17 protein-coding genes are annotated in these 20,249 nt (G+C 73.2%); 6 read left to right on the plus strand and 11 right to left on the minus strand.

Annotated features, from left to right (window positions below):
- Window positions 1-189 precede the first annotated feature (189 nt).
- The 3 genes from ACNKF0_RS21250 to ACNKF0_RS21260 are packed head-to-tail and all read right to left on the minus strand — an operon-like array spanning window position 190 to window position 3,307.
- On the minus strand, window positions 190-1,956 hold the full coding sequence (locus tag ACNKF0_RS21250; RefSeq protein ID WP_416954762.1) for an ABC transporter permease: 1,767 nt from the start codon (window positions 1,954-1,956) through the stop codon (window positions 190-192).
- Window positions 1,953-2,675 (minus strand): ABC transporter ATP-binding protein, encoded by a 723-nt coding sequence (locus ACNKF0_RS21255; protein ID WP_416954763.1) that lies wholly within the window; start codon window positions 2,673-2,675, stop codon window positions 1,953-1,955. Before ACNKF0_RS21255 ends, ACNKF0_RS21250 begins: the two co-directional genes overlap by 4 nt.
- Window positions 2,672-3,307 carry a PadR family transcriptional regulator gene (locus tag ACNKF0_RS21260; protein WP_299926571.1) on the minus strand — a complete coding sequence of 212 codons (636 nt, stop codon included), beginning with the start codon at window positions 3,305-3,307 and terminating at the stop codon, window positions 2,672-2,674. The genes ACNKF0_RS21255 and ACNKF0_RS21260 overlap by 4 nt, the downstream gene beginning before the upstream one ends.
- A 153-nt stretch (window positions 3,308-3,460) precedes the next feature.
- On the opposite strand from ACNKF0_RS21260, the gene ACNKF0_RS21265 reads away from it, so the two are divergent.
- Window positions 3,461-3,961: a DUF4282 domain-containing protein gene (locus ACNKF0_RS21265; RefSeq protein ID WP_416954764.1), complete on the plus strand. Its 501-nt coding sequence runs from the start codon at window positions 3,461-3,463 to the stop codon at window positions 3,959-3,961.
- A 126-nt stretch (window positions 3,962-4,087) separates the two neighbouring features.
- Here the strand turns inward: ACNKF0_RS21265 and ACNKF0_RS21270 are convergent, their stop codons facing one another.
- From ACNKF0_RS21270 to ACNKF0_RS21285, 4 genes are all read right to left on the minus strand, one after another.
- Window positions 4,088-5,638, minus strand: a complete 1,551-nt coding sequence (locus tag ACNKF0_RS21270; protein WP_416954765.1) for a hypothetical protein — start codon at window positions 5,636-5,638, stop codon at window positions 4,088-4,090.
- Window positions 5,622-6,320 (minus strand): ABC transporter ATP-binding protein, encoded by a 699-nt coding sequence (locus tag ACNKF0_RS21275; RefSeq protein WP_416954766.1) that lies wholly within the window; start codon window positions 6,318-6,320, stop codon window positions 5,622-5,624. Before ACNKF0_RS21275 ends, ACNKF0_RS21270 begins: the two co-directional genes overlap by 17 nt.
- Before the next feature lie 187 nt (window positions 6,321-6,507).
- Window positions 6,508-8,745 (minus strand): 3-hydroxyacyl-CoA dehydrogenase NAD-binding domain-containing protein, encoded by a 2,238-nt coding sequence (locus tag ACNKF0_RS21280; protein ID WP_416954767.1) that lies wholly within the window; start codon window positions 8,743-8,745, stop codon window positions 6,508-6,510.
- Window positions 8,746-8,859: 114 nt separating this feature from the next.
- Complete coding sequence (locus ACNKF0_RS21285; protein ID WP_416954768.1) at window positions 8,860-10,071, minus strand: acetyl-CoA C-acetyltransferase; 1,212 nt, start codon at window positions 10,069-10,071, stop codon at window positions 8,860-8,862.
- A gap of 123 nt (window positions 10,072-10,194) precedes the next feature.
- Between ACNKF0_RS21285 and ACNKF0_RS21290 the strand changes: the two genes are divergently transcribed.
- From ACNKF0_RS21290 to ACNKF0_RS21300, 3 genes are all read left to right on the plus strand, one after another.
- Window positions 10,195-10,806 carry a helix-turn-helix domain-containing protein gene (locus tag ACNKF0_RS21290; RefSeq protein WP_299926589.1) on the plus strand — a complete coding sequence of 204 codons (612 nt, stop codon included), beginning with the start codon at window positions 10,195-10,197 and terminating at the stop codon, window positions 10,804-10,806.
- On the plus strand, window positions 10,803-12,125 hold the full coding sequence (locus ACNKF0_RS21295; protein WP_416954769.1) for a cation:proton antiporter: 1,323 nt from the start codon (window positions 10,803-10,805) through the stop codon (window positions 12,123-12,125). Before ACNKF0_RS21290 ends, ACNKF0_RS21295 begins: the two co-directional genes overlap by 4 nt.
- A 103-nt stretch (window positions 12,126-12,228) precedes the next feature.
- On the plus strand, window positions 12,229-13,125 hold the full coding sequence (locus ACNKF0_RS21300; RefSeq protein WP_416954770.1) for an NAD(P)H-binding protein: 897 nt from the start codon (window positions 12,229-12,231) through the stop codon (window positions 13,123-13,125).
- 2 nt (window positions 13,126-13,127) lie between these two features.
- On the opposite strand, the gene ACNKF0_RS21305 is transcribed toward ACNKF0_RS21300, so the two are convergent.
- The 4 genes from ACNKF0_RS21305 to ACNKF0_RS21320 all read right to left on the minus strand — a co-directional run bounded on the left by ACNKF0_RS21305 (window position 13,128) and on the right by ACNKF0_RS21320 (window position 17,592).
- Window positions 13,128-13,811, minus strand: coding sequence for a CPBP family intramembrane glutamic endopeptidase (locus ACNKF0_RS21305; protein ID WP_416954771.1), 684 nt, complete (start codon window positions 13,809-13,811; stop codon window positions 13,128-13,130).
- Window positions 13,812-13,821: 10 nt separating this feature from the next.
- A complete protein-coding gene (locus tag ACNKF0_RS21310; RefSeq protein WP_416954772.1) occupies window positions 13,822-14,886 on the minus strand; it encodes an LLM class flavin-dependent oxidoreductase in 1,065 nt (354 codons plus the stop codon).
- Window positions 14,887-15,071: 185 nt separating this feature from the next.
- Window positions 15,072-16,571: a DEAD/DEAH box helicase gene (locus tag ACNKF0_RS21315; protein ID WP_416954773.1), complete on the minus strand. Its 1,500-nt coding sequence runs from the start codon at window positions 16,569-16,571 to the stop codon at window positions 15,072-15,074.
- A 193-nt stretch (window positions 16,572-16,764) separates the two neighbouring features.
- On the minus strand, window positions 16,765-17,592 hold the full coding sequence (locus tag ACNKF0_RS21320) for a helix-turn-helix domain-containing GNAT family N-acetyltransferase (protein ID WP_299926607.1): 828 nt from the start codon (window positions 17,590-17,592) through the stop codon (window positions 16,765-16,767).
- Between the two features lie 89 nt (window positions 17,593-17,681).
- Here ACNKF0_RS21320 and ACNKF0_RS21325 point away from each other — a divergent pair, with 89 nt between their 5' ends.
- Together ACNKF0_RS21325 and ACNKF0_RS21330 are read left to right on the plus strand one after the other, a co-directional pair.
- Complete coding sequence (locus ACNKF0_RS21325) at window positions 17,682-19,034, plus strand: NAD(P)-binding protein (protein WP_416954774.1); 1,353 nt, start codon at window positions 17,682-17,684, stop codon at window positions 19,032-19,034.
- Window positions 19,031-20,245 (plus strand): MFS transporter, encoded by a 1,215-nt coding sequence (locus ACNKF0_RS21330; protein ID WP_416954775.1) that lies wholly within the window; start codon window positions 19,031-19,033, stop codon window positions 20,243-20,245. Before ACNKF0_RS21325 ends, ACNKF0_RS21330 begins: the two co-directional genes overlap by 4 nt.
- Window positions 20,246-20,249: the final 4 nt, after the last annotated feature.

Below are 20,249 nucleotides of genomic sequence, written 5' to 3' on the forward strand. Positions count from 1 at the left end.
CCTCGGCGGTCGTCGCGTCGACGTCGTCGGCGCCGGTGAGCACCACCAGGCTGCCGGCCGCGAGCGCCTCGTCGACGGTCTCCGCCTCCGAACCGGTGATGCCCGCCTCGGCCGCGGTGTCGGCCACCAGCAGCTGGGGGCCGGCGTAGGCGAGGGAGCTGTCCTGGTCGTCCCACGAGGCCTCGTCCGTCACGACGCTGACCGAGGTGAATCCGTCGACGGCGTAGGGCTCCTCGACGCTGAGGACGCGGCGGGTCGCGACGTCGGGCGCGGTGTCGTGGACGACCTGCTCCACCCGGTCGTAGAGCGGCCCCGGGTCCGGCACGTCCTCGCCGAGCAGGATGGTGCCGGAGCCGACGCTGACGCGGCCCTCGCCCATCGCGAGCTCGGGGGTGTAGGTGCGCTGGTTCTCGAGCTCGTCGCTGGCGTTGGCGATGCCGAGCGCGACGACGCCGGCCACGGTGGCGGCGACCGCCGCCACGGCCGGCACCGTCCGGGTGCGGTGGCGCGCGGCGTCGCGGGCGGCGTAGCGCACGGGCAGCGGCAGGCGCCCGGCCAGCCGCCCACGAGCGCCACGACGACGGGGACCACCAGGATCATCCCGAGCACCGACACCACGGCCGAGGCGGCCATCCAGATGGCACCGTTGCCGCTGTCGGAGGTGACCGCGCCGTAGGACGACCCGGCGATGCCCGCGCCGAGCAGCACCAGGCCCAGGACGGGGGTGGCGGCGCGCGGCGCGCGGTCGCCGCGCCGGCCGGCGAGGACGGCGACGACGTCCTGGCGGCTCGCCAGCCACGCCGGCACGACCGAGGCGAGGAGGGCCGAGACCAGGCCGAAGAGCGTGATCGCGGCCAGCCAGCCCAGCGGCACCTCGAACGGGCCGAACCACGAGCCGTCGAAGCGCTGCACCAGCGGCAGCAGCGCCCACCCGGTCACGACGCCGAGCACCAGCCCGACCCCGGACGCGACGGCGCCGAGGACGATCCCGCTGGCCAGGATCACGCGGCGCGACTGGGCGGGGGTGCCGCCGGAGGCAGCCATCAGCGCGAGCGACCGGGCGTGCCGGCGCGCGCCGACCGCGAAGGCCGGCCCGGCGAGGAGGACGACCTCGAGCAGCGCCATCACCACGATGAGCGCGGCGACGGCGTACATCTCGTCCTGCCCGGTGTCGTAGCCCATCTGCTCGGCCACGTCACCGACGTCGGGCGGGTCGGAGAGGACGGCACGCGAGGCCACGATGCCGCCGACGGCGTTGAGGGCGCGGACGTCGGACCAGGTGACCGGGTCGGGCCCGACCAGCCACTCGGCGCGCGGCCCCTGGTCCTCGCCGAGCGCCGAGCCGATCGGCCCGACGACGCTGGGCACGGTGCGGTTCTGGGCGTGCCGGCCGACACCGACCACGGTGGCCGTGCGCGCGCCGAGGTCGAGCTCGTCGCCGAGGGCCACGCCCTTGTCGAGCAGTGCCTGGTTGGCGACGACCTCGTCGGCGGTGCGCGGGAGCCGGCCGGAGGTCAGCTCGAAGAGCCCGTCCGCCATCGGGTCGTCCAGGTCGACCTCGGTGACGTCGAGGTCGACGACGCGCTCGCCGATCCGTACGCCGCCCCACCCCTGGCGGATGGGGAGCAGCCGGGTGTCCGGTCCGAGGACACCGGTGACGACCGCCGCGTCGAGCGGCTCTGCCTGCTCCTCCGCGCCGTCGGCCGTGTAGCCCTGCTGGGGGTCGGGTGCCTGGAGGACCGGTCCGGTGCCCTCGGTCCACACGCGGGCCGCGGCCGCACCCATCCGACGGTCGACGCCCTCGGCGCCGCTGAGCTGGGACGTCTTGATCACGACCGCCGCGGCGCTGACGGCCAGCACGGGCAGCGCGACCATGACGAGCACCAGGATGCTGCGCCCCCGGTGCCGCAGCGCGTCGCGCCGGGCGATCCGGAGCGCGGTCCGCCAGCCCCTCACCGCGCGGACTCGTCGACGAGCAGCATCTCCGGCTCGTCGGCACCGGTCTCGTCCACCACGACACCGTCGCGGAGGAAGACCACGCGGTCCGCCCACGCGGCGTGCCGGGCCTCGTGGGTGACCATGACGCCCGCGGCGCCGGCGTCGCACCGGGCACGGAGCAGCCGCAGGATCTCCTCGCCGGTGTCGGTGTCGAGGGCGCCGGTGGGCTCGTCGGCCAGGATCAGCCTCCGGTCGCCGACGATCGCGCGGGCGATCGCGACGCGCTGCTGCTGGCCCCCGGACATCTCGTCGGGGAAGCGGTCGGCGAGGTCGACGATGCCGACCTCCTCCAGCGCGGCCAGCGCCAGGCGGCGGGCGACCTTGCCCTTCTCGCCGTCGAGCTCGCGCGGGAGGGCGACGTTCTCGGCGGCGGTGAGCGCGGGGATCAGGTTGAAGTCCTGGAAGACGTAGCCCACCGACGTACGCCGGATCCGGGCGCGGCCGGCCTGGTCGAGCGAGGCGAGATCGGTGCCCTCGATCCACACCGAGCCGCCGGTCGGCTGGTCGAGGCCGCCGGCGAGCGTGAGCAGAGTCGACTTGCCCGAGCCGGAGGGGCCCATGACGGCGACGAGCTCGCCCGGGCGGGCGCGGAAGGTGACGCCGCGCAGGGCGTGGACCTCGGTGGCCCCCTCCCCGTGGACGCGGGTGACGGCGGCGAGGTGGAGGACGGCGTTCATCGGGTCGCCCCCTCGTTGCTCGTCGCGGCCGGGGCGTCGCGGCGTACGACCTCGCGCTCGAGCGCCGCGCGCCGCAACCTGGCCTCGCAGTGGTCGAGCCAGCGGACCTCGGCCTCGGCGTCGAAGACGAGCGAGTCGAGGACCAGGCTCCAGGCGAGGTCGGCCGGCTCCGCGGGCCTGGCCGCGCGGCCGGTGCGCTTGAGCCGGGTGTAGTCCTGGAGCGAGGCCATGGTGGCGCTGCGCTGGCGCTGGATGATCGTGCCGACGTCGACGCCGGGCAGGGTGACGGCGATCGCGAGCTTGATCGCGAGCTCGTCGCGCGCGGGCTGGGTGCGAGGCACCGGGGTGGCGAACCACTCCGACACCTCGCCCCGGCCCGCGTCGGTGGCGCGGTAGCTGACGTGCTGCCGGTCGCTGCCGGCCTGGTGGGCGTCCTCGTCGGTCTCGTCGGCACCCCCGTGTCCGACGACCTCGACCAGTCCGTCCCGCTCGAGCCGGGTCAGAGTCGTGTAGACCTGCCCGATGTTGAGCGGCCAGGTCTCCCCCGTCCGCTGCTCGAACTCCGCCCGGAGCTGGTAGCCGTACATCGGCCCCTGCTCCAGGATCGCCAGCATCGCCTGCCGGATCGACATCCGCGCCTCCGTGTCATCCGTCCACCGCCCCCCGACGGTCGATGGATACCGGGTATGTATACCACGTATGCACGGGGTTGCGCGCGTCTCCGCGGTTTGGCGCCGGCCCTCCGGGGCAGGAGGTGGGCGCACCCACCCACCACAGGAGGACCCATGTCCCAGCCCGACGGCACGCCCGCGCAGGACCCCTACGGCGACCAGCCCACCGCCCCCTACGGCCAGACCCCCTCCTCGCCCCCGCCGGGCAGCGGGTCCTACGGCGGGGGCTCCTACCCCGGCGGCGGGTCCTACGGCGGCGGTGACTACGGCGGTGGCTACGGCGGCGGAGGCGGCTACGGCGGCGGGCCGCTCGCCGGGCAGCCGAGCGGCAAGGGGTTCTTCGGCGCACTGTTCGACATGAGCTTCTCGACGTTCGTGACGCCCATGATCATCAAGGTGGTCTACATCATCGGGCTGATCGCGATCGGCCTCGGCACGCTCTTCTTCGCCGTCAGCGGCTTCCTCGGCGACAGCCCCGGGCTCGGGATCGTCACGCTCATCGTCAGCCCGCTGGTCGGGCTGCTCTACCTGTGCTTCTTCCGGATGATGTGCGAGTTCTACGTCGCCATCACGCGGATGAGCGAGGACATCAACCGCCGCCTCCCGCAGTCCTGAGGTCGCTCGCTCGCGACTTGGAGGGGAAGTCCGACACCTCGAGGGGGTTGTCTGCCCCTCCAGGTGACGGACTCCCCGCTCGAGCGGGGACTCTGCGGGCGAGGGCCTGCCGGAATTCGCCCGGAGTCAGACGGCGGCGACCGTCAGCACCACCCGCACGCGCTCGTCGCCGGTCGACCACCGGCGGCGGGCGCGGAGCAGGCGGGCCGTGGACCAGGCGAGGAAGGGGAGCGCCACCACGGCCGGGACCCAGGCCCACGGGAGCGCGGCGAGGCCGGTGAAGAGCATCGCGGTCAGCGTGGTGACCAGCGAGAGCCGCCCGGCGTACCCGGCCATCGCGGCGTGCGGGGCAGGCGTGGCCCGCGGCGAGGAGAGGTCGACCGAGTAGGGCGACCGGATCGACCAGGTCATCACGATCGCCAGCACCTGCACGACCACGACCAGCCAGCACGACGCCACCGCCACGCCCACCGCGAGCGGCGGCAGGCCGTTGCGCAGCAGCGCCAGCACGACGGTCACGCCCGACACGACGGCCATGCACTCCGCGACCACCAGGGCGCGTACGTCGAACACGTCGGCTGCCGACACCGGCAGCGTCTCGCGCCAGACCATCCCCTTGCCGTCGAGGCACCAGGCGTTGACGCCGAAGAGCAGCGCCGCGCCGCTCGCGGTCAGGCCGGGCAGCAGCAGCACCGTGCCCCACTCGAGGCCGGCGACGAGCGCGACCAGCCCGGGGCCGATCCCGAGGACCATCAGGCCGCGGCGCATGCCGACCGAGCGCCACACCGACCCGCGGTCCAGCCGGCGCAGCAGGGCGCGGTCGGCGGATCCCCAGCGGGGCTCGGGCACGGGCCGCGCCTCGTGCACGCCGGACTGCACGCGCAGCTCCTCGCGCGGCGGCAACCCGAGCGCCCAGCCGGCCGGTCGGGCGCCGACCACGACGGCCGCCACCGCGAGCAGCAGCAGCGCCCCGGCTGCCAGCAGCCAGCGACCGGTCTGCGCGGTGTCCGCGACCCAGGTGGTCGGGAGGGCGCGGACCAGGGGTGCGAGCGCTCCCGCGAGGTGCAGCCCGGCGAGGAGGACGACGACCACACCGGCGACGAGACGTACGACGAGCACGCCGCGCGCGGTGCGGCGTACGCCCTCGACGGCCCAGCCGGCGGCCTGCCCGAGGGCGGTCGCGGCGAGCACCCACGCCAGGACGACGAGCTGGGCGCCGAGGAGGCGCTCGGGCGGCGCGACCAGCGCGGTGATCGCCAGGAGCCCCCAGGACTGGACCAGCCAGGCGAGGTTGACCGGGGCGAGGACCAGGGCGCCGAGGTGCTCGGTGACGGGACTGATCGGGTGGACGGACGCCTCGCTGCGCGACAGCAGCTCGCGGCCGCCGCCGCTGCCCATCGCGGCGCCGATCGCCAGCAGCAGGAAGCCGGCGAAGGCGGCGCCGAGGTTGCTCTCGAGGGCGGCGAGCGCGCGCTCGAGCGGCGCCGACTCCACGGCGTGCAGGTCGACCCGCGACGGCGCGACGGCGAAGACCGCGGTCAGCACGACCACGACGGCGAGGCCGAGGAGAGCCGCGCCACGACGGCGTACGGTCCGCGCGCGGAACCTCATCAGGTGGCGGGTGTCGCGGGCCGCCTCGAGCCAGGCGCTGGAGAAGGTGTCAGTCGAGGAGGGCACGGTAGGCCTCGCCGGTGAGGTCGCCGGCCTGCATCGCGGCGACGCGGTTGCCGCCCCGCAGCACGACCGCCTCGCCGCAGGCCTCGAGCGCGAGGTCGCGCAGGTGGGTGGAGAGCAGGACGCAGGCGCCGCGGGCGCGCGCGTCGGCGACGACCTCGAGGGTCGCCTCGACGCCGAGCGGGTCGACGCCGTCGAACGGCTCGTCGAGCAGCAGCACGGCCGGCTCGTGGAGCGCGGCGAGGACGACGCTGAGGCGGCGGCTCATGCCGTGGCTGAAGCCGCCGACCACGCGGTGGGCGACGTCGCCGAGCTCGAAGCGCTCGAGCAGGTCGCGGGCGCGCTCCTCCCAGTCGTCCATCCGGCGCAGGCGTGCGCTGAGCTGGAGGTGCTCCCACGGCGTCGCGCGCGGGACCAGGCCACCGACGTCGGGGCAGTAGCCGACGGCGCGCTTCACGCCGAGGGCGTCGGTGGCGGCGTCGTGACCGGCGACGGTCACCGCGCCGGAGGTGGGCGGCACGACCCCGGCGAGGACCTTCATCGTCGTCGACTTGCCGGCGCCGTTGCGTCCGAGCAGGGCCGTCGCGCGCCCGCTGTCGGCGGTCAGGTCGACACCCGCGACGGCCTCGATGTCGCCGAAGCGGACATGCAGGTCGCGGACGACGACGGCGGGGGTCTGGCTCACCGCACGATTCTCGCCGAGTCGGCGCATCTCCACAGGCGAATCGACCGGGCGCTTCCTGCCCGTCCCGGACGCCGACCGGGCGCTTCCTGCCCGTCCCAGACGCCGACCGGGCACTTCCTGCCCGTGTTGCGGCAGGAAGTGCCCGGTCGGTGAGGCTGACGGGCAGGAAGCGCCCGGTCACGTGTGGTCAGGCGGGGAAGGACTCGCCCTTCGCCGCGAGGTCGCGGAGGTACGCCGTCGGGCGGAAGCGCTCGCCGTAGGCGTCGGCCAGCTCGTCGGCGCGGGCGAGGAAGGCGTCGAGGCCGACCGGGCCGACGCCGTGGCCGGTCTCGTCGAGCGCCTGCCAGCCGGTCATGAACTGCGCCGCACCTCCGGTCAGGGCGGGGAAGCCGATGCCCATGATCGAGCCGATGTTGGCCGCCGCGGCCGAGGTGATCACGCCCTCCTCGAAGCACTTCGCGGTCTCGAGGGCCTCGATGAAGAGCATCCGGTCGCGCACGTCGCGGATCGGGACCTGCTGCTCAGCGACGGGGAAGTGCTCGGCGAGCCCGGGCCACAGCGTCGTACGCCGTCCGTTGTCGTCGTAGTCGTAGAAGCCCGCACCCTTGAGCCGCGAGGGCCGGCCGAGGCCGATCATCGTCTCGATCACCGCACCTGCCGGGTAGTCGCCCAGATCGATGCCCTCGCGCTCGGCGGCGTCCTCGGTGGCCTTGCGGATCTTGGCCATCAGTTCCATGTTGAGCTCGTCGCTGATCTGCAGCGGCCCGACCGGGAAGCCGGCCGAGGTCGCGGCCCGCTCCAGCGAGACCGGGTGCACGCCCTCGGCGAGCATGGCGAGGCCCTCGTTGATCTGGGTGCCGATGACGCGCGAGGTGTAGAAGCCGCGCGAGTCGTTGACGACGATCGGCGTCTTGCGGATCTGCTGCACGACGTCGTACGCCTTGGCGAGCGCGGCGTCCGAGGTCTCCGCTCCGCGGATGATCTCCACCAGCGGCATCTTGTCGACAGGGCTGAAGAAGTGCAGCCCGATGAAGTCCGCGGGGCGGTCGACACCGGTCGCCAGCTCGGTGATCGGCAGGGTCGAGGTGTTGGAGCACAGCAGCGCGTCCGCGTCGACGTACGGCGCCACCTCGGCGAACACCTTGGCCTTGAGCGACGGGTCCTCGAAGACGGCCTCGATGACGAGGTCGCAGCCGGCGAGGTCGGCGGCGTCGGCGGTCGGCGTGATGCGACCGAGCAGCTCGTCGGCCTTGTCTTGCGTGATCTTGCCGCGCTCGACGCCCTTGGCGTTGAGCTTGGCGGTGTACGCCTTGCCCTTCTCCGCGGCCTCGAGCGAGACGTCCTTGAGCACGACCTGCATGCCGGCGCGGGCGCACGAGTAGGCGATGCCGGCGCCCATCATCCCGGCGCCGAGGACGGCCACCTTGGTGGCCTGCCAGCGCTCGATGCCCTGGGGGCGCAGCGAACCGGAGTTGATCGCCTGGAGGTCGAAGAAGAAGGCCTGGATCATGTTCTTGGCCTGCTGGTTGACGACCAGGTTGGTGAAGTAGCGGCTCTCGATGCGCGAGGCGGTGTCGAAGTCGACCTGCGCACCCTCGACGGCGGCGCTCATGATCGCGCGGGGCGCCGGGTAGACCGCACCCTTGGTCTGCTTGCGCAGCAACGCCGGGAAGGCCGGCAGGAACTGCGCGAGTGCGGGCGTCTTCGGCGTCCCGCCCGGCATCTTGTAGCCGGCGCGGTCCCACGGGTTCTTCGCCGAGTCCTCGTCCTGGTGCTCGAGGATCCACGCCTTCGCAGCGGGCACGAGCTCCTCGCGGGTCGGCACGAGCTCGTCGACGAGCCCCTTGGCCAGCGCACCCTGCGGGTCGAACTGGGTGCCGGGCATGAGCACGTCCATCAGCGCGGACTGCAGGCCCAGCATGCGTACGACGCGGGTGACCCCGCCGCCGCCGGGCAGCAGGCCGAGCGTCGCCTCGGGCAGCCCGATCTTGACCGAGCGGTCGTCGACGGCGATCCGGTGGTTGGTCGCGAGCGCGATCTCGAGGCCACCGCCGAGGGCGGCGCCGTTGATGGCAGCGACGACGGGGCGCGGGTAGGTCTCGAGCCTGCGGAGGCTGGCCTTGACGGCCTCGCCCATCGCGAAGATCTCCTCCGCGTCGTCGGGCGTCGCCTTCATCATGTTCTTGAGGTTGCCGCCGGCGAAGAAGGTCTTCTTCGCGCTCGTCACGACGACGCCGGTCACGTCGTCGACCTCGTCGTGCAGGCGCTGCACGGCGGCCTCCATCGACGACTGGTAGAGCTCGTTCATCGTGTTCGCGCTGGCCGTCGGGTCGTCCAGGGTCAGCGTCACGATGCCGTCGGCGTCGCGGTCGTAGCGGACGGCGCTGTGCTCGTCGGCGCGGGGGGTGTCGGTGTCGGTGCTCATGCAGAGGTCCTGTCTGGCGAGGTAGTCCAGTGGGAAGTGGTCGCCCGTCGACCCTCGAAGCAGCCAGTTCCCACTGGACTACCTCGAAGGCGAAAAAGCGGGCGGGGACGGGGCTCAGACGAGCTCGACGATGGTGGCGATGCCCATGCCACCGCCGACGCAGAGCGTGGCGAGGCCGCGCTTCTGGTCGCGACGGGCGAGCTCGTCGACGAGGGTGCCGAGGATCATCGCGCCGGTGGCGCCGAGCGGGTGGCCCATGGCGATGGCGCCGCCGTTGACGTTGGTGACGTCGTGGCTGATGCCCATGTCGCGCATGAAGCGCATCGCGACGGCGGCGAAGGCCTCGTTGATCTCCCACAGGTCGATGTCATCGACCTCGAGGCCGGCACGCGCCAACGCCTTGCGCGCGGCGGGGGCCGGACCGGTGAGCATGATCGTCGGGTCGGCGCCCGAGACGGCGGTGGAGATGATCCGGGCGCGCGGCGTCAGGCCCAGCGACGTACCGACCTCCTCGGTGCCGATCGCCATCACGGCCGCGCCGTCGACGATGCCCGAGGAGTTGCCGGCGTGGTGGACGTGGTCGATCGCGGGGACCCAGTGGTACTTCTCGAGCGCGACGTCGTCGAACCCGGCGTCCCGGCCGATCTGGGCGAACGACGGCTTCAGGCCGGCGAGCCCCTCGACCGACGTGTCCGGGCGGACCGTCTCGTCGCGGTCGAGCACGGTGATCCCGTTGGGGTCCTTCACCGGGACGACCGCGTCGTCGAAGTAGCCGTTGGCCCACGCCTTCGCGGCGCGGTGGTGCGACTCGGCGGCGTACGCGTCGACGTCCTGGCGGTTCCAGCCCCCGATCGTGGCGATCAGGTCGGCGCCGATGCCCTGCGGCACGAAGCCGGTCTCCAGCGCGGTGGCGGGGTCCATCGCCCAGGCGCCGCCGTCGCTGCCCATCGGCACGCGACTCATCGACTCGACGCCGCCCGCGATCACGAGGTCCTCGAAGCCGGAGCGCACGCGCTGCGCGGCCTGGTTGACGGCCTCGAGGCCCGAGGCGCAGAAGCGGTTGAGCTGCACGCCCGCGACGGTCTCGGGGTAGCCGGCCTTGAGGGCGGCGGTCTTGGCGATGTCGCCGCCCTGGTCGCCGATGGGGGTCACGACTCCGAGCACGACGTCGTCGACGCGGGCCGGGTCGAGCGTGGGGTTGCGGGTCTTGAGCTCGTCGAGGAGTCCGACGACCAGGTCCACCGGCTTCACCTCGTGCAGCGAGCCGACGGCCTTGCCGCGGCCGCGAGGTGTGCGGATGTGGTCGTAGACGAATGCTTCTGCCATGTGGGCGATTGTGACACCATTACTGTCACAGTCCAACAGGTGTGGCGCGCGTCACCTGCCGGCCGCGGTCCGCCCACCCGGCGGGGTCTTCGGCGGACGGTGCGCAGACGAGAGGATGGTCCGGTGGAGACCGAGCTGCAGGCCGACCGCGAGACCGGGACGGACGTCGAGCTGCTGACGCTGGACGAGCTGACCGCGCGCACGGGCGTGAGCGCGCGCAACGTGCGGTTCTACGCCTCGCGCGGCCTCGTCCCGCCTCCCGTACGCCGCGGCCGCTCGGGCTACTACGGTCCCGACCACGTCGCCCGCCTCGAGCTCGTGCGCGAGCTGCAAGGGCACGGGTTCACGCTGTCGGCGATCGAGAAGTACGTCGAGCAGATCCCCGCGACCGCCACGCCGTCCGACATCGCCCGCCACCTCTCGCTCCTCGCCCCGGTCACCGGGGACCGGGACGTCGACGTGCCGGGCGGCCTGTCCGGCATGGGCATCTCCCCCGACGCTGCCGAGGCCGTCGCCGAGGTGTACGCCGAGCACGGCCGCCAGGTCGCCGAGGAGCTCTCCGAGATCGTGCGCACCAAGGTGTGGCCGCAGTTCCGCGAGGCCGGCTACACCGCCGAGCAGCTGCGCGAGTTCATCCACCGCCTCAAGCCGCTCACCATCGCCGGCCTGGTCACCGCCTACGAGCAGGCGATCGACGACAGCCAGGCCTCGTACGACGCCAAGCGGCCCCGATGACCGGGGGTGCGGTCTACCTCATCCTCGGGCTGTCGCTGCTCCTGGCGACGCTCCTGCCACACCTCACCCGCCGGGTGGCGCTGTCACCGCCCATGGTCCTCGTCGGGGTCGGCCTCGCCATCGGCCTGCTGCCCCTCTCCGACGACGTGAGCCTGCAGCCGGAGGACAACCGCGAGCTGATCACCCACGTCACCGAGTTCACCGTGCTGGTGTCCCTCATGGGCGTCGGGCTGGCGATCGACCGGATCCTCCAGCTGCGGTCGTGGCGCTCCTGGCGGACCTGGTCGCCGGTGTGGCGGATGCTCCTGGTCGCCATGCCGCTGACCATCCTGGGCACCATGCTCCTCGGCTGGTGGGTCGCCGGGCTGGCACCCGCGGTCGCCCTGCTGCTGGGCGCGGTGCTCGCTCCCACCGACCCGGTGCTCGCCTCCGACGTGCAGGTGGGCGAGCCGCTCACCGATGACGTCGCCGAGGCCGAGGCCGAGGACGGGGTGGAGGAGGACGACGACATCCGGTTCTCGCTCACCGCCGAGGCGGGCCTCAACGACGGGCTCGCCTTCCCCTTCGTGCACCTGGCCCTGCTGCTCCTGGCCGGCGGCTTCGGGCTCACCGACGCCGGAGCATGGCTCGGGTGGTACGTCGTCGGCAAGATCGCGATCGGGGTCGCCGTGGGGCTCGGCGCCGGATGGCTCCTGGGCCGACAGGCCTTCCACGCCCGCAAGGAGGAGCTGCGGCTGGCCGACGCGGGCGAGCCCCTGCTCGCGGTCGCCGCGCTGCTGGCGTCCTACGGCGCAGCGGAGCTCGTCGGCGGCTACGGCTTCCTGGCCGTCTTCGTGTGCGCGGTCCGGTTGCGCGCCTCCGACCGGGGCAACTCCTACCACCGTGCGATGCACGGCGTCGTGGAGCGCCTCGAACGACTCATGACCCTGCTGATCCTGCTCGTCCTCGGGATGGCGATGACCCGCGGGCTGCTCGACCACCTGGACTGGCGCGGCGTCGCCGTCGCGCTGGCGCTCGTGCTGGTCGTACGCCCGCTGGCGGGCTGGGTGGCCCTCGCGGTGCTCTCGCGCGACGAGCGCGAGGACGGCGGCCTGGACCGCGGGGAGATGGCCGCGGTGGCCTTCTTCGGGGTGCGCGGCGTCGGCTCGCTGTTCTACCTGGGCTACGCCGTGACCCACGAGCACGTGCCCGACGAACCGTGGCTCTGGTCCACCGTCGCCTTCACGATCATCGTCTCGGTGATCCTCCACGGCGTCACCGCGACGCCGGCGATGGCGCGCCTCGACGCCCGCAGGAGGGCCGCCTCCACGACTGGGTGAGGCGGACGTGCGGTGCGGGCTGACAGAGTGGGTGCATGTTGAGCACCCCACGACGTTCCTCTCCTCCGCTGCGCTCCCCCGACCAACGTCGCGGGGACCCCGCATGAGCACAGTTCTCGTCACCGGTGCCACCGGTTTCATCGGCCGCCGCCTGGTCCCCGCCCTCATCGAGGACGGCCACGACGTCCGGGCCATGACGCGGCACCCGGAGTCGTACGACGGCCCGGGTGAGCCGGTCGGCGCCGACGTGTCCGACCGCGCCTCGCTCGACGACGCACTGCGCGGCGTGGACGTCGCGATCTACCTCGTCCACTCCCTCGACGACCCCGACTTCGAGCGCAAGGACGCGCAGGCGGCCCGCAACTTCAGCGCCGCCGCGGCCGCCGCCGGCGTGAGGCAGATCGTCTACATGGGCGGCCTGGGCGACGACGGGGACGACCTGTCCGCCCACCTCCGCTCGCGTCGCGAGGTCGAGCGGCTGCTCGGCGAGGACGGCGTACCCGTCACGGTGCTGCGCGCGGCGATCGTCGTGGGCCACGGCGGGATCTCGTGGGAGATCACCCGCCAGCTGGTGAAGAACCTCCCGGCGATGGTCGTGCCCAAGTGGGTCAACACGCGCACCCAGCCGATCGCGCTCGACGACGTGATCCGCTACCTCGCCGGCGTCGTCGACAACGAGCAGGCCCTCGGCCGGGTCTTCGAGATCGGCGGCACCGAGCAGCTGACCTACCTCGAGATGATGCGCGTCGCGGGCGAGCTCATCAACGGCCGCTCGATCCCGATCGTCACGGTCCCGGTGCTGACCCCGCGGCTGTCCTCGCGCTGGCTCGCGCTCGTGACCGACGTCGACGCCACGACCGGGCGCAACCTGATCGACTCGATGTCGCACGAGGTCGTCGTCAAGGACACCTCGATCCGCGACGTCGTGCCCGGGGAGCCGCTGTCCTACCGCGAGTCCGTACGACGCGCGCTGGCCGAGCGGGCCGCCTCGGGGGCCTGACCTCAGAACAGCAGCGGGAGCACGAACAGCATCGACAGCGACCACGTGATGTGGGTCAGGATCGGCGCCAGCACGCCGCCGCTGGCCCGCCGCTCGAGGCCGCACACAGCACCGAGGACGATGGCGGCGAAGCCGAGCATGATGTTGCCGGTGGCGAGGGTGGCCACGACGTAGGCCAGCGTCGTCCACAGCACCGGGTGCCGTGGGATGGCGGCGTACATCGCGCCGCGGAAGAACAGCTCCTCCGCGATGCCGTTGAAGAAGGTGATGACCGCGAGCACGGCCAGCGAGCCCTCGTCGGCGTAGGCCAGGACGGAGCTCACGTAGTCGGCGAGCGGCTCGATCTCGCGCACCACGAGCGATCCGAGGACGAACACCCCGACGAGCAGCAGTCCCAGCAGGATCGGAGCCACGACGGGCCGGATCAGGCCCTCCCCGTGCGCGATGCGGCCCAGGTGCAGCCGCCCGGACAGGAAAGCACCGGCCGCCCACACGCCGGCCAGCACGACCGCCGCGACGTAGAAGACGTTGCTGCCGGGCTCGAGGCGCAGCGACCAGCCGAGGACTGCCGCCCCGACCAGCACGACGATCGCCGCGACGACCTGGCGGCGGCGGAACGCGGCGGCGGTGTCGCGCTGGTCGCGCGGCACCACGTCCCACAGCGATCGCCGGATGAAGGTGCGCATGTGCGCCAGCCTAGGAGCCCGCCAACAGCGCGCGGACCCGCGGGATCACTTCCTCGCCGTAGAGGCGCACCGACTCCAGTCGCTGCTCGTGCGGGAGCGAGCCGACGGAGTACTTGAGCTGGAAGCGGGAGAGGCCCAGCGTCCGGACCGCCCAGGCGATCTTCTGGGCCACGGTCTCGGGCGAGCCGACGAAGAGCGCGCCCTGCGCGGAGGCGGCCTGCTCGAACTGGATGCGGGAGTACGGCGGCCAGCCGCGCTCGCGGCCGATGCGGGTGAAGACCTCGGCCTGGTGCGGGTAGAGCTGCTCGCGAGCCTCGTCGTCGGTGGCCGCGACGTGCCCCGGGGAGTGCATGCCGATCGGCAGCTCGGGGAGCTCCATCCGGCCGAGCGCCTCGCGGTAGAGGTCGGCGAACTGGACGAAGCCCGCCGGCGACCCGCCGATGACCGCCAGCATCAGCGGCATCCCGTACTGCGCCGCACGCACCACCGACTGCGGGGTGCCGCCGACGCCGATCCAGGCGGGCAGGCGGCCGGCGGCGGTGGTCGGGTAGACCCGCTGGCCGGCCAGCGGGGGACGGACGCTGCCCTCCCACGACACGGGGCCCTCGGCCTGGAGCGCGGCGAAGAGGTCGAGCTTCTCGGCGAAGAGCCGGTCGTAGTCGGACAGCTCGAGCCCGAAGAGGCCGAACGACTCGACGAACGAGCCGCGGCCGAGCTGCACCTCGGCGCGACCGTCGCTGACCGCGTCGAGGGTGGCGAAGCGCTGGTAGACCCGGATCGGGTCGTCGGAGGACAGCACCGTCACGCCGGTGCCGAGGCGGATCCGCTCGGTCCGGCCTGCGATGGCGGCCAGGACGACGTCCGGCGCGGAGATGGCGTAGTCGGGGCGGTGGTGCTCGCCCAGGCCGAGGTAGTCGACGCCCACCCGGTCCGCGAGCACAGCCTCCGCGACGACCTCGCGGAGGGTCTGCGGGTGGTTGCCGGGAGCGCCGTCGAGCGGAGCGTCGCCGAACGTGTCGAGCCCGAGCGTGGGGTGCTCGCGGGTGCCGAGCACGGAGAAGTCGAAGTCAGCCATCGGTTCCAGTCCTCCAGGTTGGTTGAAGGGTGAACCATCCCGGTGGGCCCGGCATTCCACGCCTTCGACGCGCCACACCGCTGGTCGAGGAGGTCGCGCAGCGACCGTCACGAGACCGGGTCTCGTGACAGGCGCCAGGGCGCCTTCCTCGACCAGCGGTGGTGAGGATCAGGTGAGAACGGCGGTCAGCGACCGCGGCTGAACGACGACGCGCTGTGCGCGCGGCCGCCCGTGGACTGCCCGGCGGACTGGCCGCCGCCGCTGCGACGACGCCCGCCGCCCTGACCGCCACCCTGGCCGCCGCCCTGGCCGCCGCCTCCGGAGCGACGCCGCTGGCCGCCACCGGTGGAGGACCCGCTGGGGGTCTCGCTGGTGTAGCTGGTCGGGTTGCCGCGACGCGACTGGCCGTTGGTCTGGCCCTGGCTGCGGGCGCGCTTGCGCTGGGCGTTCGCGCCGGTGGAGCGACGACCGCCGCCGCCACCACCGGTCGAGGCGGGCGCCTCGACGACGAGACCGCCGGGGAGGCTGCGCACACCGGGAGCGAGCTGCTCGAGCATCGCGTGGCCGGGGCCGTTGACCTTGGTCGTGGTCGCCTTGATGCCGGCCTGACGGGTCAGGTCCCGCACGTCGCGCTGCTGCTCGTCGGTCATCAGGGTGATCACGGTGCCCTCGTTGCCGGCGCGAGCCGTACGGCCCGAGCGGTGCAGGTAGGCCTTGTGCTCGGTCGGCGGGTCGGCGTGGATCACGAGCGCGACGTCGTCGACGTGGATCCCGCGGGCGGCGATGTCGGTCGCGACCAGGGTCGTGGCCTTGCCGGAGTGGAACATCTCCATGTTGCGGGTGCGCGCGTTCTGGCTGAGGTTGCCGTGCAGGTCGACCGACGGCACGCCGCTCTTGTTGAGCTGGCGGGCGAGCGCCTTGGCTCCGTGCTTGGTGCGGGTGAAGACCACCGTGCGGCCGGGCGCGCTGGCGAGGTCCACCAGGACCGGCACCCGCTGCTCGCGGCTGAGGTGGAGGACGTGGTGCTGCATGCTCGCGACCGGGGACTGCGCCGAGTCGGCCTCGTGCGTCTTGGGCTGGCTGAGGTAGCGCTTGACCAGGACGTCGATCGCCTTGTCGAGGGTCGCGGAGAACAGCATCCGCTGGCCCTGCTGGGGCGTCTTGTCCATGATCCGGCGCACGCCGGGCAGGAAGCCGAGGTCGGCCATGTGGTCGGCCTCGTCGAGGATGGTGACCTCGATGTTGGAGAGGTCGGCGTAGCCCTGGCCCATCAGGTCCTCGAGGCGACCGGGGCAGGCGATGACGATGTCGACGCCCTTCTTGAGCGCGGTCACCTGCGGGTTCTGGCCGACGCCGCCGTAGACGACGACGGTCGACAGGCCGGCGGCCTTGGCCAGCGGGAGGAGCGAGGCCTGGATCTGGCCGACGAGCTCGCGGGTCGGGGCGAGGATCAGCGCGCGCGGCTTGCGCGGCATCGCGGGCAGCTTGCTCGCGTCGAGGCGGGCGACCAGCGGCAGCAGGAAGGCGTACGTCTTGCCGGAGCCGGTGCGGCCGCGGCCGAGCACGTCGCGCCCGGCGAGGCTGTCGGGCAGCGTCGCGGCCTGGATGGGAGTGGGAGTGGTGATGCCCTGCTGCGTCAGGATCTGCGCAAGCGAGGAGGGCACGCCGAGTTCGGCGAAGTTCATGTGAGTTGCTTTCGGTTGGCGTCTCGCCACCGTGAGCCGCTGGCCCGGGGGCGATGAGCGGCGTACGTGCCTCAGAAGTGAGGGAAGATCCCGAGGGACCTGCGTCCGGGGCAAGACCGGCCGGACGTCTGTGACCCCAACGCTAGTGGGACTGGTGGTGTTCGCGCGAATCCCTCGCCGTGTGGGGCGCGTCTCAGTCGCCCTCGCGCCGCCGCTCGAGCAGGACGGTGTCACGCCACACCCCGTCGAGCTGGGCGATGCGCGTGCGGACGGCGAGGGTGCGGTAGCCGGCCGAGCGGTGCAGGGCCAGGCTGGCGCGGTTCTCCGGGAAGATCGAGGTCTGGAGCGTCCAGAGGCCCGCCCGGTCGGCCTCCGTCACCTGCGTGAACAGCAGCGCCTTGCCGACCCCCCGGCCGCGGGCCGCCTCGGCGACGTACACCGAGCTCTCGCCCACACCGGAGTAGCACTCCCGCGACGACACCGACGTGATCGCCGTCCAGCCGACCACCTGCCCGTCGAGCTCGGCGACCCACGACAGGTCAGGCAGCCAGCGCGCGCGCATCTGCTCGGCGGTGGGCACCTGGGTCTCGAAGGTGGCGTTGCGGGTCGCGAGCCCCTCCGCGTAGATGTCGAGGACCGCCGGAAGGTCGGCATCGACCGTCGGGCGGGTGGTCACGTCGGTCGGCAGGTCCTCCGGGCAGCACGGCAGCGAGGACAGCGTGCCCATGACCACGTCGGCCGCGTGCGGGAGACCGGTGCAGCAGGCGACGTCGACCGAGACCATGCTCGAGGTGCCGACCTTGTCGACGACCACGAAGCCCACCTTCCTGAGCAGCTCGACGTGGTGGGAGCACGTGGACTGGCTGATCCCGAGGGCAGCCGCGAGGTCGCCCACCCTCATGGTGCCCGCGCCCGAGGTGGACAGGGTGTGCAGCAGCCGCACCCGCGTGGGGTCGGCCAGCACGGAGAACCACTCCGCGTAGTGGTCTGCGTCGTCCCGGGTCAGCGCTTGCGCCGTCATGCGACGAGAATACCTTGCCTTCATCGATATCGATCGATACAGTCACTTCATCGACGTCCGTCGATATGTGACCTGATCAGGAGACCGCCATGCAGCACCCCGTCGTCATCATCGGAGCCGGCCCGATCGGTCTGGCCGCCGCCGCCCACGCCGCCGAGCGGCGGATGCCCTTCCTCGTCCTCGAGGCCGGCGCGGACGCGGGCGCCACCGTCGGCGAGTGGGCGCACGTCCGCCTCTTCTCCTCGTGGGCGGAGCTCATCGACCCCGCGGCCCGACGCCTCCTGGAGGCGACCGGCTCGTGGACCGCCCCCGACGACGCCGCCTATCCCACGGGGGGCGAGTGGCGCTCCGCCTACCTGCAGCCGCTCGCCGACCTGCTCGCGACCGTTCACGGGGGCGAGGTCCGCTACCGCAGCCGCGTGGTGGGCGTCGGCCGCTCCGGGCGCGACCTGATGGTCGACTCCGGACGGGAGGCGGACCCCTTCGCCGTGCACACCGACGGCCCCTCGGGTCCCGAGCGAATCCTCGGCAGCGCCGTCGTGGACGCCTCGGGCACCTGGACCCGACCCAACCCGCTGGGCGCCGACGGCTACCCGGCACTCGGCGAGACCGCGCACGCCGACCGCCTGACCTACGGCATCCCCGACCTCCACGACCCGGCTGTCGCAGCGACGTACGCCGGCAAGCACGTCGCCGTCGCCGGCAAGGGGGCGTCGGCGCAGGGCGTCCTCGTCGGGCTGGCCCGGCTCGCCGAGGCGCACCCCGGCACCCGTGTCTCATGGCTGCTGCGCCGACCCTCCGTGGGTGACGCGTTCGGCGGCGGTGACAACGACCAGCTCGAGCAGCGCGGCAAGCTCGGCCAGGACGCGAAGGCTGCGGCCACCAGTGGCCTGGTGACCCACGTGACGCAGTTCCGCACCGAGTCCGTCACGGGCCAGGCCGACGGTCGCCTCACCCTCACCTCGATCGACGGCCAGCAGGTCACCGACGTGGACGAGGTCATCGTCGTCACCGGCTTCCGTCCTGACCTCGGGTTCCTCTCCGAGGTCCGGCTCGACCTCGACCCCGCCCTGGGAGCGGCGCGCGTGCTGGCGGAGCAGATCCACCCCGACCACCACAGCTGCGGCGACGTCGCACCGCACGGGTACCGCGAGCTCGCCCAGCCCGAGCAGGGCCTCTACCTGGTCGGGATGAAGTCCTACGGCCGGGCTCCGTCCTTCCTGGCCATGACCGGCTTCGAGCAGGTCCGCTCCGTCATGGCCGCGCTCGACGGCGACCTCGAGGCCGCCGGGCTGGTCGAGCTGGTCCTCCCCGAGACCGGGGTGTGCAACGGGGCCGGTGCCTTCGACGACCCCGACGCGGTGAGCGACGCCGGCGGCGGATGCTGCGGCGCGCCCGCCGTCGAGCCGCAGCTCGTCACGCTGGGCCGCTCCGGCCGGTGACGTACGCCGTGCAGCCCGGCGCCCTCGACGCGACCGGGCTGCGGCAGGTCGTCGCCGTGCTCAGCACGGTCCAGATCGTCTCGTGGGGCGTCCTCTACTACGCCTTCGCGGCCCTGCAATCCTCCATCACCGCCGACACCGGCTGGTCGGGCGTGGCTGTCACGGGTGCGTTCTCGGTGTCCCAGTTCGTCGCGGGCGGCGCAGGCATCTGGGTCGGCCGGCACATCGACGCCGTCGGACCGCGGCGGGTGATGACGGCGGCGTCGCTCGTGGCCGTCCCCGGGGTGGGCGCCGTGGCGCTGGCACCCACCCTCGGCGTCTTCTACCTGGGCTGGGTCCTGGTCGGAGTCGCGATGGCCGGCGCGCTCTACCCGCCGGCCTTTGCCGCGCTGACTCGCTGGGCCGGAGCCCGTCGGGTCCGCGCGCTCACGACCCTCACCCTCGTCGCCGGACTGGCAAGCACCGTCTTCGCGCCGCTCGCCTCGGTCCTCGACGACGCGCTCGGCTGGCGCCAGGCCTACCTGGTCCTCCTCGGCGGCCTGGTGGTCATCACCGTGCCGCTGCACTGGTGGGGGCTCGACCATCCGTGGCGCGCCGCCGACCACCCCGCCCATCACGTCGAGCGATCCGACACGGTCGCCGCCGTCTCCCGCAGCACCCCCTTCGTGCTCCTGACCGCGGCGAACGCCCTCACCGCACTGGCGGTCTTCGCGGTGGTCATCAACCTGGTGCCCATGCTGGTCGAGGCCGGCATGAGCCGGAACCTCGCGGCGGTGGCCCTCGGGCTCGGCGGCGTCGGGCAGGTCCTGGGCCGCCTCGGCTACGCCCGGTTCGCCGCGACGACCTCCGTGACGTCCCGCGGGGTGATCGTGCTCGCCGGGGTCGCCCTCACCACGGCGGCCCTGGCGCTCGCCCCCGCGTCGAGCGGCGTCCTGATCGGCATCGGGATGGCGCTCGGCCTGGCCCGGGGCGTCTACACCCTCGTGCAGGCCACCGCGGTCACCGACCGGTGGGGACCCGCGTCGTACGGCGCCCTCAACGGCATCCTGACCGCGCCGGCGTTGGTCGCCGGAGCGGCAGCCCCCTTCGCGGGCGCGATGCTGGCGGACCTGCTCGGCTCGTACGCCGATGCCTTCCTCGTGCTCGCCGGCCTCGCCGCGGTCGCCGCGGTGCTGATGGCGTACGCCACCCCGCGCGCGGCACGCGCCTGAGCGC

Origin of the sequence: Nocardioides sp. T5 (genome assembly GCF_048161455.1) — a bacterium.
Lineage (GTDB): Bacteria > Actinomycetota > Actinomycetes > Propionibacteriales > Nocardioidaceae > Nocardioides.

What these genes read in the sequence shown, in the direction of transcription:
- ACNKF0_RS21260 (WP_299926571.1), bottom strand. Translation starts at nt 3,307, where the DNA reads ATGTCGATCCGGCAGGCGATGCTGGCGATCCTGGAGCAGGGGCCGATG.
- ACNKF0_RS21285 (WP_416954768.1), bottom strand. Translation starts at nt 10,071, where the DNA reads ATGGCAGAAGCATTCGTCTACGACCACATCCGCACACCTCGCGGCCGC.
- ACNKF0_RS21310 (WP_416954772.1), bottom strand. Translation starts at nt 14,886, where the DNA reads ATGGCTGACTTCGACTTCTCCGTGCTCGGCACCCGCGAGCACCCCACG.
- ACNKF0_RS21320 (WP_299926607.1), bottom strand. Translation starts at nt 17,592, where the DNA reads ATGACGGCGCAAGCGCTGACCCGGGACGACGCAGACCACTACGCGGAG.
- ACNKF0_RS21280 (WP_416954767.1), bottom strand. Translation starts at nt 8,745, where the DNA reads ATGAGCACCGACACCGACACCCCCCGCGCCGACGAGCACAGCGCCGTC.
- ACNKF0_RS21305 (WP_416954771.1), bottom strand. Translation starts at nt 13,811, where the DNA reads ATGCGCACCTTCATCCGGCGATCGCTGTGGGACGTGGTGCCGCGCGAC.
- ACNKF0_RS21315 (WP_416954773.1), bottom strand. Translation starts at nt 16,571, where the DNA reads ATGAACTTCGCCGAACTCGGCGTGCCCTCCTCGCTTGCGCAGATCCTG.
- ACNKF0_RS21265 (WP_416954764.1), top strand. Translation starts at nt 3,461, where the DNA reads ATGTCCCAGCCCGACGGCACGCCCGCGCAGGACCCCTACGGCGACCAG.
- ACNKF0_RS21295 (WP_416954769.1), top strand. Translation starts at nt 10,803, where the DNA reads ATGACCGGGGGTGCGGTCTACCTCATCCTCGGGCTGTCGCTGCTCCTG.
- ACNKF0_RS21325 (WP_416954774.1), top strand. Translation starts at nt 17,682, where the DNA reads ATGCAGCACCCCGTCGTCATCATCGGAGCCGGCCCGATCGGTCTGGCC.
- ACNKF0_RS21255 (WP_416954763.1), bottom strand. Translation starts at nt 2,675, where the DNA reads ATGAACGCCGTCCTCCACCTCGCCGCCGTCACCCGCGTCCACGGGGAG.
- ACNKF0_RS21300 (WP_416954770.1), top strand. Translation starts at nt 12,229, where the DNA reads ATGAGCACAGTTCTCGTCACCGGTGCCACCGGTTTCATCGGCCGCCGC.